The organism is Caldicoprobacter faecalis (assembly GCF_900115765.1).
GTDB classification, from domain to species: Bacteria; Bacillota; Clostridia; order Caldicoprobacterales; family Caldicoprobacteraceae; genus Caldicoprobacter; species Caldicoprobacter oshimai.
In genome coordinates this window covers 23973-39950 of record NZ_FOXR01000022.1, presented here as the reverse complement: position 1 = coordinate 39950, position 15978 = coordinate 23973, and the positions used below count along the sequence as shown (strand labels likewise).

12 protein-coding genes and 1 pseudogene are annotated in these 15978 nt (G+C 47.4%); 2 read left to right on the top strand and 11 right to left on the bottom strand.

The genetic code is table 11. From position 1 onward, the window contains the following. Window positions 1-288: 288 nt before the first annotated feature. Both BM241_RS08685 and BM241_RS08680 read left to right on the top strand, forming a co-directional pair. Window positions 289-1641 (top strand): uroporphyrinogen decarboxylase family protein, encoded by a 1353-nt coding sequence (locus BM241_RS08685; RefSeq protein WP_092282537.1) that lies wholly within the window; start codon window positions 289-291, stop codon window positions 1639-1641. Continuing rightward, window positions 1638-2570, top strand: a complete 933-nt coding sequence (locus BM241_RS08680) for a CobW family GTP-binding protein (RefSeq protein ID WP_092282535.1) — start codon at window positions 1638-1640, stop codon at window positions 2568-2570. Before BM241_RS08685 ends, BM241_RS08680 begins: the two co-directional genes overlap by 4 nt. 171 nt (window positions 2571-2741) lie before the next feature. Here BM241_RS08680 and BM241_RS08675 read toward each other — a convergent pair whose 3' ends face one another. The 11 genes and pseudogenes from BM241_RS08675 to BM241_RS08630 form a co-directional block, all read right to left on the bottom strand. Next, window positions 2742-3377: a corrinoid protein gene (locus BM241_RS08675; RefSeq protein WP_092282534.1), complete on the bottom strand. Its 636-nt coding sequence runs from the start codon at window positions 3375-3377 to the stop codon at window positions 2742-2744. A 172-nt stretch (window positions 3378-3549) separates the two neighbouring features. Continuing rightward, window positions 3550-4875 carry a PocR ligand-binding domain-containing protein gene (locus BM241_RS08670; RefSeq protein WP_092282533.1) on the bottom strand — a complete coding sequence of 442 codons (1326 nt, stop codon included), beginning with the start codon at window positions 4873-4875 and terminating at the stop codon, window positions 3550-3552. Window positions 4876-4999: 124 nt separating this feature from the next. After that, window positions 5000-6706, bottom strand: a complete 1707-nt coding sequence (locus BM241_RS08665) for an LCP family protein (protein ID WP_177206136.1) — start codon at window positions 6704-6706, stop codon at window positions 5000-5002. 125 nt (window positions 6707-6831) lie between these two features. Continuing rightward, the gene (locus BM241_RS08660) at window positions 6832-8022 is read right to left on the bottom strand and encodes a peptidoglycan-binding domain-containing protein (protein WP_025747745.1); all 1191 of its coding nucleotides are present in this window, start codon (window positions 8020-8022) and stop codon (window positions 6832-6834) included. Between the two features lie 250 nt (window positions 8023-8272). Next, window positions 8273-10108, bottom strand: a complete 1836-nt coding sequence (locus tag BM241_RS08655; RefSeq protein ID WP_025747746.1) for an ABC transporter ATP-binding protein — start codon at window positions 10106-10108, stop codon at window positions 8273-8275. Further along, window positions 10109-11953 (bottom strand): ABC transporter ATP-binding protein, encoded by a 1845-nt coding sequence (locus BM241_RS08650; protein ID WP_242948338.1) that lies wholly within the window; start codon window positions 11951-11953, stop codon window positions 10109-10111. A 96-nt stretch (window positions 11954-12049) separates the two neighbouring features. Next, the gene (locus BM241_RS13170) at window positions 12050-12235 is read right to left on the bottom strand and encodes an indolepyruvate ferredoxin oxidoreductase subunit alpha (protein WP_394328180.1); all 186 of its coding nucleotides are present in this window, start codon (window positions 12233-12235) and stop codon (window positions 12050-12052) included. Between the two features lie 165 nt (window positions 12236-12400). Next, window positions 12401-13084: pseudogene (locus BM241_RS13165) on the bottom strand (DUF362 domain-containing protein); the annotation flags it as partial. A 239-nt stretch (window positions 13085-13323) separates the two neighbouring features. After that, on the bottom strand, window positions 13324-14250 hold the full coding sequence (locus BM241_RS08640; RefSeq protein ID WP_025747749.1) for a rhomboid family intramembrane serine protease: 927 nt from the start codon (window positions 14248-14250) through the stop codon (window positions 13324-13326). A 14-nt stretch (window positions 14251-14264) separates the two neighbouring features. Next, on the bottom strand, window positions 14265-15443 hold the full coding sequence (locus tag BM241_RS08635) for an aminotransferase class I/II-fold pyridoxal phosphate-dependent enzyme (protein WP_092282531.1): 1179 nt from the start codon (window positions 15441-15443) through the stop codon (window positions 14265-14267). Then, on the bottom strand, window positions 15440-15922 hold the full coding sequence (locus BM241_RS08630) for an Lrp/AsnC family transcriptional regulator (protein WP_092282530.1): 483 nt from the start codon (window positions 15920-15922) through the stop codon (window positions 15440-15442). Before BM241_RS08630 ends, BM241_RS08635 begins: the two co-directional genes overlap by 4 nt. Window positions 15923-15978 lie beyond the last annotated feature (56 nt).

Here is a 15978-nt window from a genome sequence, read left to right as displayed (position 1 = left end):
TTATACCATAAAAGAGAGGATGTTTCTATATTTTTATGCCGAAAAATGTTGATTTTTCAAGGTTCAGAGCTCATTTTTTATGTGCGAAGTCTGAGTTATGAGGATATTTTACCACATCATTTTGAGCAAATCACTTCTTCATAAAGTTTTTTAAAACACCCCTCCACAAGATTTCACTAAACTTAACAAGATAGAATGCAGACATCCCGGATATCAGTTGATACAATAAAAGACAAACGCAGAACAGCACATCCATAGCATCAAGGGGGTTATAAGGTTATGGAAGCCATAACAGGAAAAGAGCTGCTTATAAGGACTTTCAAACATGAAAAAGGCCTTCCAAGGGTACCTTGGGTGCCTTTTGCCGGTGTCCATGCTGGCAAGCTCAAAGGCTACAGCGCCATCGAGGTCTTAACCGACGGTGGAAAGCTCTTTGAATCCCTCATGGAAGTGAACAGGCTGTACCGCCCAGATGGGCAGCCGGTGCTGTTTGACCTGCAGGTAGAAGCTGAAATCCTGGGCTGCGAGCTGGTATGGGCTCAAAAAGCCCCGCCATCTGTCAAATCCCATCCACTGGCTTCTGATAAAACCGTTCCTCAACGCCTGCCCGAAAAATCAGATGGCAGGCTTCCCATGATACTAGAAGTGATGAAAAGATTTAAAGCCGAAGTTGGCGAGACCACCGCTTTATTTGGACTGATATGTGGACCTTTGACCCTGGCATCCCATCTGAGAGGTACCGAGCTGTTCATGGATATGTTCATGGACCCCGATTATGTACATCAGCTCATTAGATACACCAGCGAGGTAGCCAAAAGGATGGCAGAATACTACCTAGAAGCCGGGATGGACGTCATCGCAATTGTGGATCCTTTGGTCTCCCAGATCTCTCCACAGCACTTTGCGCAGTTTATATCGGAACCTGCTGCCGAAATTTTTAACTTTATTAAGCAAAACGGATCCTTATCCTCATTCTTCGTGTGCGGCAATGCTTCAAAGAACATCGAGGAGATGTGCAAAACCGGCCCTGATTCCATATTCATCGATGAAAACATAGACATGGTTGAAGCCAAAAAGATTACCGATAGATACAACATAGTGCTGGGCGGCAACATCCCCTTAACCTCCATCATGTTGTATGGCAGCCAGCAGGACAACATGAAATACGTGGTAGACCTGTTGGATAAACTCGACCACCACAACCTAGCCATTGCACCAGGATGCGACATGCCGTACGATGTTCCCCCCGAAAACCCCATCGGCATACAGCAAGCCATACGCAACACCGACGAGGTAAGAAAGATGCTGGAGAACTATCAGGGTACACAGCTGGACATTGAGGTTGAGCTGCCCGACTATGAAAACCTTGAAAAGCCGCTTATCGAGGTCTTCACCCTGGATTCGGCTACCTGCGCTGCCTGTACCTACATGGTGAACGCCGTAAAAATCGCTAAAGAACACTTTGGCGACAAGATAGACTGGGTGGAACACAAGTTTACCACCCGCGAAGGTATAGCCCGCATCAAGAAGATGGGCATAAAGAATCTCCCGTGCATATACATCAACGGCAAGCTCAAGTATTCGTCCATAATACCCAGCAGAAACGATCTATTCAGAAGTATTGAGGAGTGTCTAAAATGAGTCGCAAGATATCGGTATATTTGATCACCGGTTTTCTGGGAGCGGGTAAGACCACGCTTTTAAAAAATCTGCTGGAATTTAGCCAAAATAAAAAGATAGGCATAATAATGAATGAGTTTGGCAGTGTGGGCATAGACGGTACACTGGTCAAAAAGGAAGGCATAGACCTGATTGAAATAAATAATGGCTCTATTTTTTGCAGCTGCCTTGCCTCCACCTTTGCCGAAGGGCTGATCGCAATGGCCAGCACCCCCATTGAATCGCTGTTTATCGAAAGCTCAGGGCTTTCGGACCCATCGGGGATGGAAAAAATCCTTTACGATATACAACCAAAAACCGGCGATATCTACGATTTTAGAGGCACCATATGCATAGTCGACGCCACCTCGTTTATAGAGCTGTCACAGACGCTGGAGGTTGCACGCAAACAAATAGAATACAGCCATTTGATAGTGATAAACAAGGCGGATCTGGTGGATTCCGCGAGGCTCAACAGTGTGGAGGAAAGCATTCGAAGCCTGAATCCTGTCGCCCCCATAGTAACCACCTCTTACGGCAGATTGGACCACACCTGGTTGCAGCAAAATCTTGAAGGGTTTCCGCTACCTCCAGCAACTTCCAACCTCAATTGTCCGTCCAACAGGCCAAAAACCCTGCTGCTTGAAGCCGATGGAGTATTTGAGAGGGAAAAGCTAAAGGGTTTTTTGCAAAGCCTTTCGGACTTCGCATTCAGAATAAAAGGTTTTTTCAAACTAAACGAGGGGTGGCATTATGTGGATGGAGTGAATGCCTCTATCTCTATAACGCCGATGAATATAGAGCGCAGCGTCTCGCAGCTGGTAGTAATTTTAAAGACAAGGCAGCCAGTGGTGGATGTTATACAAAAAAGCTGGAAAAGGCACTTTAGCAACGAATTACATATTAAATAAACTCTGGCTTTAAGATACTAAAAGATAAAATTTTGAATACTGTATAAGAAATAACAAAAAAGAGGGCATTTCACCTTAAAGTGCCCTCTTTTTTTATGCCTTTTTATATTTCTCCTGCACTTCTTTAATACAGCAGTCACTATGCGATCTCACATCAAAACCATTAAGGCATTACGCTACAAAGGTCTTTGCCAGATCAGCAGCCGATGCGGCATCAGGCGCATAGCCGTCAGCGCCAATCTCATCGGCAAACTTCTGCGTGACCGGCGCCCCTCCTACCATAACTTTTACTTGATCTCTTATTCCAGCCGCTTTCAAAGCCTCAATGGTATCCTTCATAGCCGGCATGGTGGTAGTGAGCAGCGCAGACATGGCAACGATACAGCCTGGCCCAGCGGCTTTTGCTGCATCGACGAATTTTTCGGGCGCAACGTCGATGCCAAGGTCAGTTACCTCAAATCCCGCCCCTTCAAGCATCATAGCAACCAGATTCTTCCCAATGTCATGTAGATCGCCCTTCACGGTACCAATGACTACTTTCCCCATCGGCTTTACATCCCGCTCAGCCAGCAAGGGCTTTAAGATATTCAGTCCGGCGTACATGGCACGAGCAGCGATGAGCACCTCTGGGACGTATATCTCGTTGTTCTTGAACAGCTCACCTATCTCGCTCATTCCCACTATAAGCGCCTTATTTAAAATGTCCTCAGGGTTTACTCCCTCTGCAAGCGCTGCCTCAACCATTTCCTTCACCTTTGGAGCATTGCCGGCCTTCAAAGCATCAGCAATTGCCCTGAAATCGGCCATTCATTAAAACCCCCCTTTTATCAAATATCATGAGCTCATCGCTTCAACAATATATCTCTGGTTCCTGCCATAGACATGCTTTAAAAGCTCACATTTTAAATTATAACAGGTTTGGTTCTAGCCGTACTGGTTAAATCTTGTGAATATGGGTAAAATCTTGCCAAGCCCAACATCAGAGATTCTTCCTGTATTGTGCAGGGGATATGCCTACGTATTTTTTGAACACCTTGCTGAAATAGCTGGCATCTTCATAGCCGACTTGAGATGCAATGGCTACAATAGACAGTGACGTGTCCTTGAGCAACTTCTTGGCCTCTTCCATCCGCACCATGGTCAAATATTCTAAAAACGTTATGTTAAGTTCTCCCCTGAATAAATGGCTGAGATAATAAGGACTTATATATACCTTTCGCGCCACATCCTCAAGGGTGATATCTTTATTATAATTCTCACGAATATACTTTAAAGCCTCACCAAGGCTTTTGGCATTGCGAACTTTTTTGGTTTCGTACACGGTATCCAGGAATATGTCCAGCACCTTCACAACCCAGTGACACACTTCATCAATGCTGTTCATCTGCGACAGCTCGGAAATGAAGTTGTAATTTAGGCCTAACAACCTTTCTAGACTAGCGCCCCCTTCCACCGCTGCCCTCGATATGACAACCACAAGCTCCAATATCCTGGCCTTCATGAGGTCCATGTTCCCTGCTGTGCGGAAGAATATATCCCCCAACAGGTCATTTAGAATTTCCTTTGCACCGGTACGATCTCCCAGCCTGACCCTGCTTAAAAGCTCCTGTTCTTTGTCTATAGGGTATATCGATACTTGAGCCTTGGCCTCAAGGGCCTTAATGGTCTCCTCGGCGCGCTTTCTCTCAAATATCGCTTCGGCCAGCTTTGCCTGCTGTTCATTGAGCTCCTTTCTGTACTGCAGCGTAAGCATACCGGTTTTCGCGATGTGATTGGCCACTATGAAAATAAGCTGGGCCGCTGCCTGTACGTTCCTGCTGGACAGCATCTTGACCTGCCTGCTGGCCACCACCAAGGCTTCACGGTTGATGTTGAGGTCCCGGGTTAGATTCAAAAACTCTTGAAGAGCAATCTCATCCCATTCCCACATGATGACAGGTCCACACGAGATGCTACCAAGATATATGTCCTTGAACATTATGGGAGCAGCAAACTCTATCAGACCGGCATGGCAGCGGAAGATATAGGGCTCACCCAGCTGCGCCGCCTGTCTTCCCGCATAGCTCATGGACTGATTACACCGCTTAAGGCCTTCGGGATCAGAGCGCACTATTTTGCAGAACGGACACTGACCTTCGTATTCATCCGGAACGATGATGGGCTCGCCTTTGGCGTTTGCGCATATCGCCCCTAGCCCCGTGGCCAGCACAAAGCAGTTGAGTATGCCCTTTAATTCCTTTACATCGATCACATCCTCTATGCTTATATTGTCCATGTCATGGATTTTACTGTCGTACTCAGCCACCCCATAATCCCCCGCCTTCACGCTCGTTCTGTCACAATCCAGACATCACTTCATCGTAAGTGAGGGCATTTCCCTAAACATCACCTTCATCCGCCGAACTCTCCCCATCTTCATCAGGATCTTCCTAAACTCTCTGCTCATTCCTCACTGCTTCTGAATTATCTTGCCCATCGCCCGCAGGTTCTTGATTATCATCCGGTGCCTGCGAGTTGTCCTGGCCATTTTCCGGTACCTCACCACCATTCGGGTCATCTGTACCACCTTGCGGTGGAGAACTTGGTTCTTTCCGAGTATCGTTATTACCCTTCTCTTTTTCTTGTTCTATCGCATTGAATATGGCCTCGGCCTGTTTTTTCAATTCGGCCGTTTTGTTAATAATATCTTGGACATTTTGGCCTTTTAATGCTTCATTTACGCTTGCAATTGATGCCTCAATCCTTTGCCTGTCTTGGGGGGATAGCCTGTCGCCCTTTTCTTCGATCTGCGCGGTGGCCCACTGTATTACCTGTTGAGCGTCCTTTCGGGCTTTTACAAGTGCCTGCTCATGTGCCTTTCTCTCCTCATCCTCTTTCTTTCGCTGAGCGCACATTTGAGCCAGCCTGTCTGTATAATCCTTTAGCTCTCTTGTTGCTGTCTTGATAGATGCCACATCCTCAATATCTATGCTTTGGCGCACTTTATCAATGCGCGACTCAACACCGGCCTTTTCTTCTTCCTTTACGTATGCAAAATATGTTGACATAACCTTTTGCGCTTTGTTTATCATATCATTGGCTTCATTAATAGCCGCTTTAAGCGCCTTGAGCTTTTCCTCTAACTCCTTCTTTATATATCTTACATCATCTCTACGGTCTATCTCTATTTCAACGCCGAATATCTCTTTTACTAGGTCTTTTTTACCGTATTGATTTACTCCCCAGTAGCTTATTCCGTCAATATTGAGAAAATCACCAGGTATGCTGTAAGTATGGATGTTTGAAAGGTCCAGTTTCATCCCAAAAACTCCCAAAGCAGCAATCTGCTTTGCGTTTAGATTGGTGTAAACTTTGCTCTTTACCACTTCATAATACTTCGAAACATTGAGGAGCTGTTTTGAAGACTTGAGCTGATCAAATATGGCCAGCAGCATCTTTTGCTGGTTCTTAACTCTCTGGATGTCTCCCCAGGGGAAATGCCTGTTCCTGCAGTAATCCAGTACCTGCTGTCCACCGAGCCGTTGCAGTCCAGGCTTTAGCTCCCTTCCTCCTATTTTAACGGGAACGTCCACCTCAAATTCCACACCGCCCATGATGTCGACTATTTCTACAAAGGCGTTCATATCAATCCCAACGTAATAGTGTATGGGAATTCCGCCCAAAAAGCTGCTTACCGTTTCTATGGTTCTCTCAAAGCCTTTGCCATTGAACCCACCACCCCATACAAAGGCGGTGTTGATCTTATCCCTCTGTTGTCTTCCAGGTATCTTCACATAGCTGTCCCTGGGAATTGAGATGAGATACACCTGATTGGCTTGAAAGTCAATGGACAATAATATGATTGTATCAGTTCTAAATGCTTTCATGGTCTCATAGCGTTCTTGATCCGCATCCAATCCGAGCAGGAGAATGTTGATTCTATCCTCATCGAAACGGTACTGCTCCTCTGGCTGCCGGATGTGTACAGAAACTTCTTTATCGTTTTGTATCGGCTGCTTGGTATCCGCATTTTCTTCGGTATGCGGCTGTGTTTCGAACAGGGTCTCGGGATTGAGAACCTGATAGAGGGTATGAGCTACATAAGAGACTCCCGACACCAGAAACAGGGCAATTAAAATTAATACCTTCCTTTTCATAAGAGGCGCCATCCTTTCGCACATCATTTCAATCTTTATTATACATTATTACCTCTCAATCTGTCTTTACATTTAAACAAACAAATTGTTACCTTTGTATTAAATGTCATGCATAAGTTCACCGTTTATTGCCCTGCGGCTATCCTTATCATGACCTGGTGCTCGGTATCTACCTGCCCATCCTTGTGGCGTACGCTATTCAAAAAATGAATATCAAAGTGCCCATCTGCTCCATTTCCCTTTATCTTATCGTAATTTATCCCAGGCCCGTAATCACCACTTCTCCAGCTCACATAGGCTCCATCGGGTGCCGAATCCAGACCGGCATGTAGTGCCGCAGTGGCAGAGGCCGCCAGCTTGCGCCCGTTTATGAGTACCAGCACCGGTCGCCTGGCCCAGTAGTTTACAGCACCGCTTGCCAACCTCTCATATCTTTCCCAGATGCTCTTCATTATGCGCGTATCCTCATAAGTCAGCGGTTCTACATCGGCATGCCCCGTTCCATATGTCCTTACTACTCTAAAGCTGATACCAGTATGAAAATCCACCACGGTTGCCGTGGAATTGAGCGGAAAGGCGTACTGGGCTTCCTTCCACCAATCCAGCAGCTCGCCATATTGAGGTCCAGGCGTGGGTTTTACAGGTATCTCCTTCTTGGGAATCCTTAAAACCTGGCCTACATACAACACAGTAGAAGTGGTTATGCCATTGGCCTGCGCAATTTCCTCCATGGGCACGCCGTACTTGTATGACAGGTTCCATAGAGTATCGCCCTTAACTACGGTGTGGGTTATGTATGTAACCCTTGGTGCATCTATGGGGGCACCGCCCCGGGGAATGATGATTTCCTGCCCTGGATAAATTATGGTCGAACTGTTCATATTGTTAGCCGCAAATAGCTCGTCCAGTGAAACCCCGAAACGCTGGCTGATCTTCCACAGGGAGTCCCCCGGCTGTACAATATAAACGCTGGTAGTGTCGCCCCGTGAAGGAGTCGAGCCGGCCAGGAGCTTGTTCATGACACCGCGGGTAATAGGGCCTATGATGCCGTCAGCTGTCAGCCCGTTCGCCCTTTGAAAAGCCTTTACAGCCGTCTCGGTTACACTGCCAAAGTAACCTGTGATCTGAGGGTATGTAAAAAAGCCCAGGTCCTTGAGAAGGCGCTGTACAACGGCCACATCTTCACCGCTCATCCCCTTTCTCAAATCCCTGGTAAGCTGATACCCTGCAGCTGAAACTTTTGGAATAGCTGCGCATAAGAATAAAGCCACGGTTAATGCTATAAACACTGCAAATTTAAATCTTTTCGTTGTCATGCTCTCTTCCTCCCTATCCCAGATAATTGAAATGATGTGCTAAAAAGGATGGCTTGTCTCTTATTGTAAATATATTATAACCTGGTTAAGGGAGGATCCTCTAGTTGAAAAATATGGTATATGAAACACCAATGGTCACTGTATATAATGTTATGACCACCAAACAACGTTAACTACAAGCATATTCAGATAGAAAACGATGCCATTATTTGGACAAATCGCTCGGACCAGCTGATAGTCGGCCATCTGATTAGCCTCTCATCTGCAACATAATCTCCCTTTCCTTTTCCTCCATAAACTGGTTTGTATACAGCCTGTAATAGTATCCTCTTCGCCTGAGTAGTTCGGAATGAGTACCCTGCTCAACCACACGTCCATTGCGAATCACCAGTATGCGATCAGCTGATCTTATGGTAGACAAGCGGTGGGCTATCACGAAGCTGGTCCTGCCCCGAAGCACCTTTTGTATGGCATCCTGAATGATTTGCTCGGTCTCGGTATCCACCGAAGAGGTGGCTTCGTCCAATACAAATATCCTGGGGTTGGCCAGAACGGCACGGGCAAACGAGATGAGCTGTTTCTGACCGGTAGACAGCCTGTTTCCACCCTCGCCCACTTCGGTGTCATATCCCTTCTCCAGCTTCATGATAAAATCGTGGGCGTTGACTAGCTTGGCGGCTTCTATCACCTCTTCATCGCTGGCATCCAACCTGCCGTACCTTATATTCTCTTTTACGGTTCCGCTGAACAGATGGGGTGTCTGAAGCACATACCCTATGTTGGATTGCAGCCACAGCTGAGAACGCTTGCGGTAATCCACTCCATCGATCCTGATCTCACCTTTAGTAGGCTCATAAAAGCGGCACAGCAGGTTTACGATGGTGCTCTTGCCGGCCCCCGTCTCACCCACCAGCGCAATGGTCTCTCCTGCTTTTACCTCCAGGTTAAAATCTTTAAGCACCTCCTCTCCCTCTTTGTATGAGAAGGATACGTTGTGGAAAGTCACATCCCCTTTTATGTGCGGCCAGTTCTCCTTTTTGGGCGTGAATAAATCGCCGTATTTCTCGATAACCTCCGGTGAATCCTTAACATCGGGCTGGGTTTCGATCATGGAAAAAACCCTTTCTGCTGAAGCCTGGGAGTTTTGCAGCTCAGCAAATATTCGAGCCAGCTCACGAATGGGCTCAAAGAACTGCATGGTATAGGTAATAAACGCCACCAAGGTGCCATAGCTGATGGAACGTCCAATGACGCCCTCGCCTCCAAACCACAGTGCCAGCCCAGTTCCAATGCTGCCCAAAACCATTACAATCGGCATATAAATCGATGACACCACAACCGCTCGAACTGATGAATGCTTCATCCTTTCGGTAAGCTCTTTAAACTCTTTCAGGTTTTCCTCTTCCCTGGCAAGGGTCTTAGTAGTTTTAGCGCCCATTATCCCTTCGTTAAAAGCCCCGGTGATCTGAGAGTTGATCCTGCGCACCTGGCGGTAAGCCATCAATATCATCCTCTGGAAATAAATGCTGACTACCGCTAAAACTGGCACCACCGACAGGGTAATGAGCGCCAGTCTCCAGTTCAAATAAAGCATGATCCCTATTGTGGCCACCATCATGGCGCTCCCCCACATAAGGTCTACAAGGCCCCAGGCAACAGTTTCGCCCAGACGCTGGATATCGGAGGTCATCCTGGCCATGATCCACCCGACGGGTGTTCTATCAAAATATGAAAATGACAGCTCCTGCAGCTTTTTAAAACCTATCTTCCTGATATCATAACAAAGGCCTGTCTCAATCCGGCCGGCAATGCATATAAGCATCCACACGTTGAGAGCCTGAACTGCGATGAGTGCAGCGTAAATCAAAGCAAAAATCCACAACCCTCCCAATTTACCCGGTATGATGAAGTTGTCAACGGCGTACCTGTTCATGAGCGGGAAAATGGCATCAATGCCACCCGACGCCGCCATAATGACCGCCAAGAACAGCAAATCCCTTTTGTAAGGTCGAGCATAACGAATAAGCTTTTTCCACAAATCTATATTAAACGGCTTAGTATATTCCTGTTCCTGGTAGGTGTTCATTCACATCACTCCCCTCTCCTGTGCTGGATACTCCAAGCTGTTATACTCATTTGCCAACTCCTCTTCCAGCTTGCTCTGCAAAGCCCATATCCGCTGGTACAGGCCCGGCTGCCTGATGAGCTCCTCATGGGTACCTGATTGAACCAGCCGTCCCTGATCCAGCACCAGTATCAAATCCGCTTCAGCCAGGGTAGTGATGCGATGCGAGATGATAAAGGTAGTTATCCCCTTCCGCCTTTCCTTCAAAGCCTTGCGAATAGCTGCATCGGTTTCGGTATCCACAGCGCTGAGAGAATCATCGAAGATCAATATGGAGCTGTTTCTGACAAGCGCTCTGGCAATGGCAACCCTTTGCTTCTGTCCTCCAGAAAGGGTCACTCCCCTCTCGCCCACCAGCGTATCATAGCCCTCTTCAAATTGCTGTATGACATCGTTGAGGGCAGCCACACGCATGGCCTCCAAGATTTCTGTCTCGTTGACATCGCTTCTCCCCAAAGCTATGTTTTCCTTTATCGTCCTGGAGAACAGGAAAGGCTCCTGAAGCACAATCCCAATATGCTGGCGCAGCCATTTCTTGTTTATCTTCTTAAGCTCAACCCCGCCAATGGTGATGGAACCACGCTGGTAATCATATAGCCTCAAAAGTAGGTGAACCAGCGATGACTTTCCCGAACCGGTGGGTCCGAGTATGGCGACAGTTTGCCCTTTTTTCACCTTAAAGGATATATCCTGAAGTACGGGACGCCCTTTTTCATACTCAAAATACACGTTTTTAAATTCGATATCGGCATTGAGGTCAGGTGTAAGCCCATCCTCGTTCATATCCTCCCTTGGCTTGTCGAGAAGCTCTTTAATCCTTGTCAGAGAAATCTGCGCCCGGCCCATGTCGGTCAGTATTCTACCCATCTGGCGGACCGGCCATAGCAGCATGCCCTCATAGCTCATAAAGGTCAGCAGTGTCCCAAGCGTCATGGTACCTCGAGATGCCCAGTAAACACCTATAACCAGCACTACTCCCATCTGAAACATTATAAGGAAATCCGAAATCGCCCAGTAACTGGCCATCAGCCGTGTCAAACGATACGATAAATCCCTGTATTCCCTGTTTTTGCTATCAAACTTCTCAACCTCATAAGCCTGCCGTCCAAATGCCTTTACAACCCTTATTCCCGTCAAGTTTTCCTGCAAAACGGTAGTCAATTTTCCTTCAGCCTCATCAGCCAGTCGAAAAGCCTCTTTTACTTTCGAGAAAAACACGTAGGAAAAGGCAAATATGATGGGAACTACAGCCATGGAAATGAAGGTCATCTTTACATTCAGACTGAACATTATGGTCAGAGCCATGACAAGCAGAAACCCTGTTCTTCCAATTTCTACCAATTGTACGGCTAAAAAACGCCTTATGGTTTCCACGTCAGAAGTGCAGCGCTGTACCCAATCGCCAGTCTCGGCCTTCACATGCTCATCATAGGGCAAATTTTGAAGGTGGTCATAAAGCAAATCCCTCAAATTTTTTGCCATGGACTCAGAAGCCTGTGACGTCCATTTTCCCCTTACATACAGCAACGCACCGTTTACCAGGCTTATAGCCAGTAAAGCCACGCCGCATACCCAAAGATTGTGCGCTAAATTATCCCTACCCCCTAAAAGGAGTACAGCATCCTCCACCCAGCCAGGTACATCCATTGGCTTATCACCAATGATCGAATCCACTGTGGTCCTTATAACCAGCGTGGGTATGAGGGAAAGCAGTGCAGAAAAGGCCGTAGCAACCACAGCACATGCATACCGCATCCTATTTCCCTTCATGAGGTCCCACAGCAACCGCCATCTGGTAAACATCATCCCACTCCTCTGGTTTTGAGTACGTCTCTTCCCGAGGTTAATCGCTCTCTGAACTTAATCCCCTCCCGAATTTAAATTTTTCAAAGATTAAACACATCATTTAAACAACCTGAAAAACCAATTTCGCCTTATGACAACAGCCTTATGAGGACATAGCTCTTGGCAACAATAGCAGCGAATGCATGTGTTTAAATCAATGCGTGGTTTCCCCTCCATCATTTTTATGGCTTTGGGTGGGCAATACCTGGCACAATCACCACATCCGGCACACGCATCATACATTATCATTGGATGAGGGCCCAAATAGAACTTCAAAAATTCCGAAACCCTATTGTTGCTTTCAAGGGCTCTCACCAAAAAGCCCAGCTTTTTGGAATCGGGCAGTTTAAAGTCAGACACATAGAGCTCATCAAACGAATCCCCTACCAGCTCTATATCCTCCAGCTTGCTGCTGCACAGGCCCCGTTCCTCAGCCCGTTGAACAGTGCATATCCTCTCAACTGGCAGCCCTACCAGTGCGGCTGAGACCACATCCAGGGCATAAGGGCTGGGGCTCATAAGCAGTGCCCCCACATGGCGTGGCCTGCCGGCCGACGGGCCGTTGCCCTCCATTCCCACTATCCCATCCATCACTGAAAGCACAGGCTTTACGTAGGTACATATATCCACCAGCAAATCTGAAAACTCTTCAAGCCTCTTCATACGCAAGTGATATTCCGCCTTGGTCATACCCGGTATAACGCCAAAAAGGTTTTTGACCGCGCCGGTAAACAAGGTCAGCTCATGGGTCTTTAGCTTTGCCAGAGATATGACGGCATCCACATCCTGCAGCACCTTTATCACCGTTATGCGCTTTGCCACCTTGCCCTCAGGGTGGCTGACCTCAACTATATCGGTGTTGTAATTGAGCAGAACCCCCGTCCTCTCATGTACCTCTTCCATACCACAGGCCCTGTATATGCCTTTTAAAATCCTTTCGGTGTACAGCCCACCGGGGCTGTCGGCAATTATGGGTATAGCCCCTACCGACTGCACAGCCCTCACCACAGCCTCCACCACAACAGGATGCACCGTCACGGCCTCCTCGGGCTTTTTCCTGGACAGCAGGTTGCACTTCAGCAAAACCTTCATCCCGGGCTTTATATACCTTTCAATGCCGCCCAACAGCTCTACAGCCCGCTTCACGGCATTTTCTACTTCCTGGCGGTCATAGCTCTCACACTTGACCAGCGCTACCGGTCCGTACTTCATCCCCCACTCCCCCATCAACCAGTGTATTCGCGCTGCTCTACACTGCGTAGCCTATACTGCCGATACTACAAAAAATTCCTGCACATTATCAACATCTTCTAGCCTCTCAAGCTTAATCACTATCTACCGATGTCAAAAAAATTCCCGCCTCTGAATGCAGCAATAGTCCTCAAGTCTATATACGATGGACAATTATCATACGGCATATACCCTTCACCATAAAATGAGGCTTCATATCTTGGAACGCAATAACCGTTATCTATATACATAACCCTTTTGCCGTATTTCCTCTGCCCAATCCACAGGCCCAGGGCAAAGATTATAACGATGAGCGCCCACACAACCGCTTTATCCGACAGTCTGCGCTCGCGGTACAACCCCACGGCATTTGCGGCCAAAAATCCCCCTATCAGGCCTCCTATATGACCCCAGTTGTCAATGCCCGGCTGAATAAAGCCGAACAACAGGTTAATGCCTATTATGATAAACAACCCAGGGCCAAAAGCCCGCTGGAATGTGTTACGCCTTCGCTTACGGAAATAAAGCAACGAACCCATAAGCCCGAATATGGCGCCAGAGGCGCCGGCTGCAGGATTGGGGCTGAATAGATAGCTGAACAGGCTACCCATCAGCCCCGACAATACATATATTATCACAAACCGGATTTTCCCATACAGCTTCTCCACTATCGGCCCGTATACATAGAGGGCATATGAATTGAACAAGAGGTGCATAACCCCTACATGCAGGAACATGGCGGTAAAAAGGCGCCAGTACTCCCCTTCAGCAATCAATTCGTTCACCTTGGCACCAAAGTACAGCAGCTGATGGTTTAAACTGATATCAAATACCGTGCCTATAAAGCTCATGACAAGCCATACGGCAACATTCAAACCCAGAATAGTGTATGTAACATACGGCGGACTGGGGTCCAGCCGTATATCGGCGTTTTCCCAGCTATCATGTGTTCCACCCGCATCCCACTCATCGATGACCTCATACTCTCCCTCTATGATGTCCGGGTCGCGGTCCCATTCATACCTCATGATAACCTCCTTAGTCACAGTATCTTTTTCAAAAAGTTGCCTATTCGTTTTATGGCTTCATTGATGTTGTCGATTGAATAAGCATAGGAACACCTTATAAACCCCTCACCGCTGGCCCCAAAAGCTGTGCCTGGAACCACGGCAACCTTCTGATCCAGCAGCAACTTTTCGCAAAACTCTTCCGACGTCATTCCGGTTTTCTTTATCGATGGGAAGACATAGAACGCTCCTTTGGGTTCGTAGCATTCCAGCCCTATCTCCCTAAAACCGTTCACCATGACTTTTCGCCGCATGTTGTACTGTTTAACCATGTACTCCACCGAAGCAAAACCATCTTCGAACCCCTTTCTGAGAGCTTCGATGGCTGCCACCTGAGCCATTATTGGAGCGCACAAGGTTGTATACTGATGAATCTTGACCATGGCGCCAATAAGTGCAGGATGCCCTGCGGCATATCCCAGTCGCCAACCCGTCATGGCAAAGGCCTTGGAAAAACCGTTTATAACTACAGTGCGTTCCTTCATGTCTGGCAGGCTGGCTATGCTGACGTGCCTTTGACCATAAGTTAATTCGGCATAAATTTCATCGGATATGACAATAATATCAGTGCGGCGCAGTACCTGCGCGATTGCCTCCAAATCTTCCATAGTCATGATGGCTCCGGTAGGATTGTTGGGATAGGGCAAAATAAGGGCTTTTGTCTTCGGGGTGATCTTCTGCTCCAGCTTGTCAGGAGTCAAACGAAACTCGTCCTCTGGCCTGCACTCCACCGCCACGGCCTTAGCACCCGCAAAACGGACGCAGGGCATATAAGCCACATATGACGGGTCGGGTATCAAAACCTCATCATCTGGATTGAGGATTGCACGCAATGCCAAATCTATGGCTTCGCTGGCACCAACAGTCACCAGTATCTCATTTTTAGGGTTATACTCCAGCCCAAATCGCCTGCTCAAGTAACAGCTTATGGCTTTTCTAAGCTCTGGCATCCCCCAATTTGAGGTATAATACGTCATCCCCTTTTCCAGGGAATAAATACATGCTTCGCGCACGTTCCACGGGGTAACAAAATCGGGCTCACCCACCCCCAGAGAAATAACACCTTCCATCTCGCTGGCGATATCAAAAAACTTTCGTATGCCTGACGGTGGTACCTCCTTCACCCGCTCGGCTATCTTGCTTTCCACGTTCATGGTACGATCACCTGCCTGTAATCTTTTTCTTCATCTTCCAATATAACTCCATCCACCTTGTACTTCTTCAAAACGAAGTGCGTGGCCGTACTGAGCACCGAATCCAACACCGACAACTTTTCGGCGACGAAAAAAGCCACCTCCTTCATGGTTCGCCCTTCAATCATGACAGCTAGGTCATAGTCCCCCGACATAAGGTAAACCGACTTAACCTCGGGAAATTTGTAAATCCGCTCCGCGATAGCATCAAACCCCTGGTCCCTCTGAGGGGTTACCTTTACCTCGATAAGGGCTGTAACGTATTCCCTGTCAGTTTTGTCCCAGTTGACTATGGTGTTGTATTTCACTATAACCTTGTTTTTTTCAAGCTCCGCTATTTTCTGCTTTACGGTCTCCACGTCCGTCCCCAGCATCACAGCTATCTCTTCAGGAGTCCTCCTGCTATCCTCGTTCAATATTTCAAGAATCTCATTGACCATAAGCCAACCCTCTCCTTCTTTTTGTGAAGGTATATTTGGATAATTGTATCACTCAC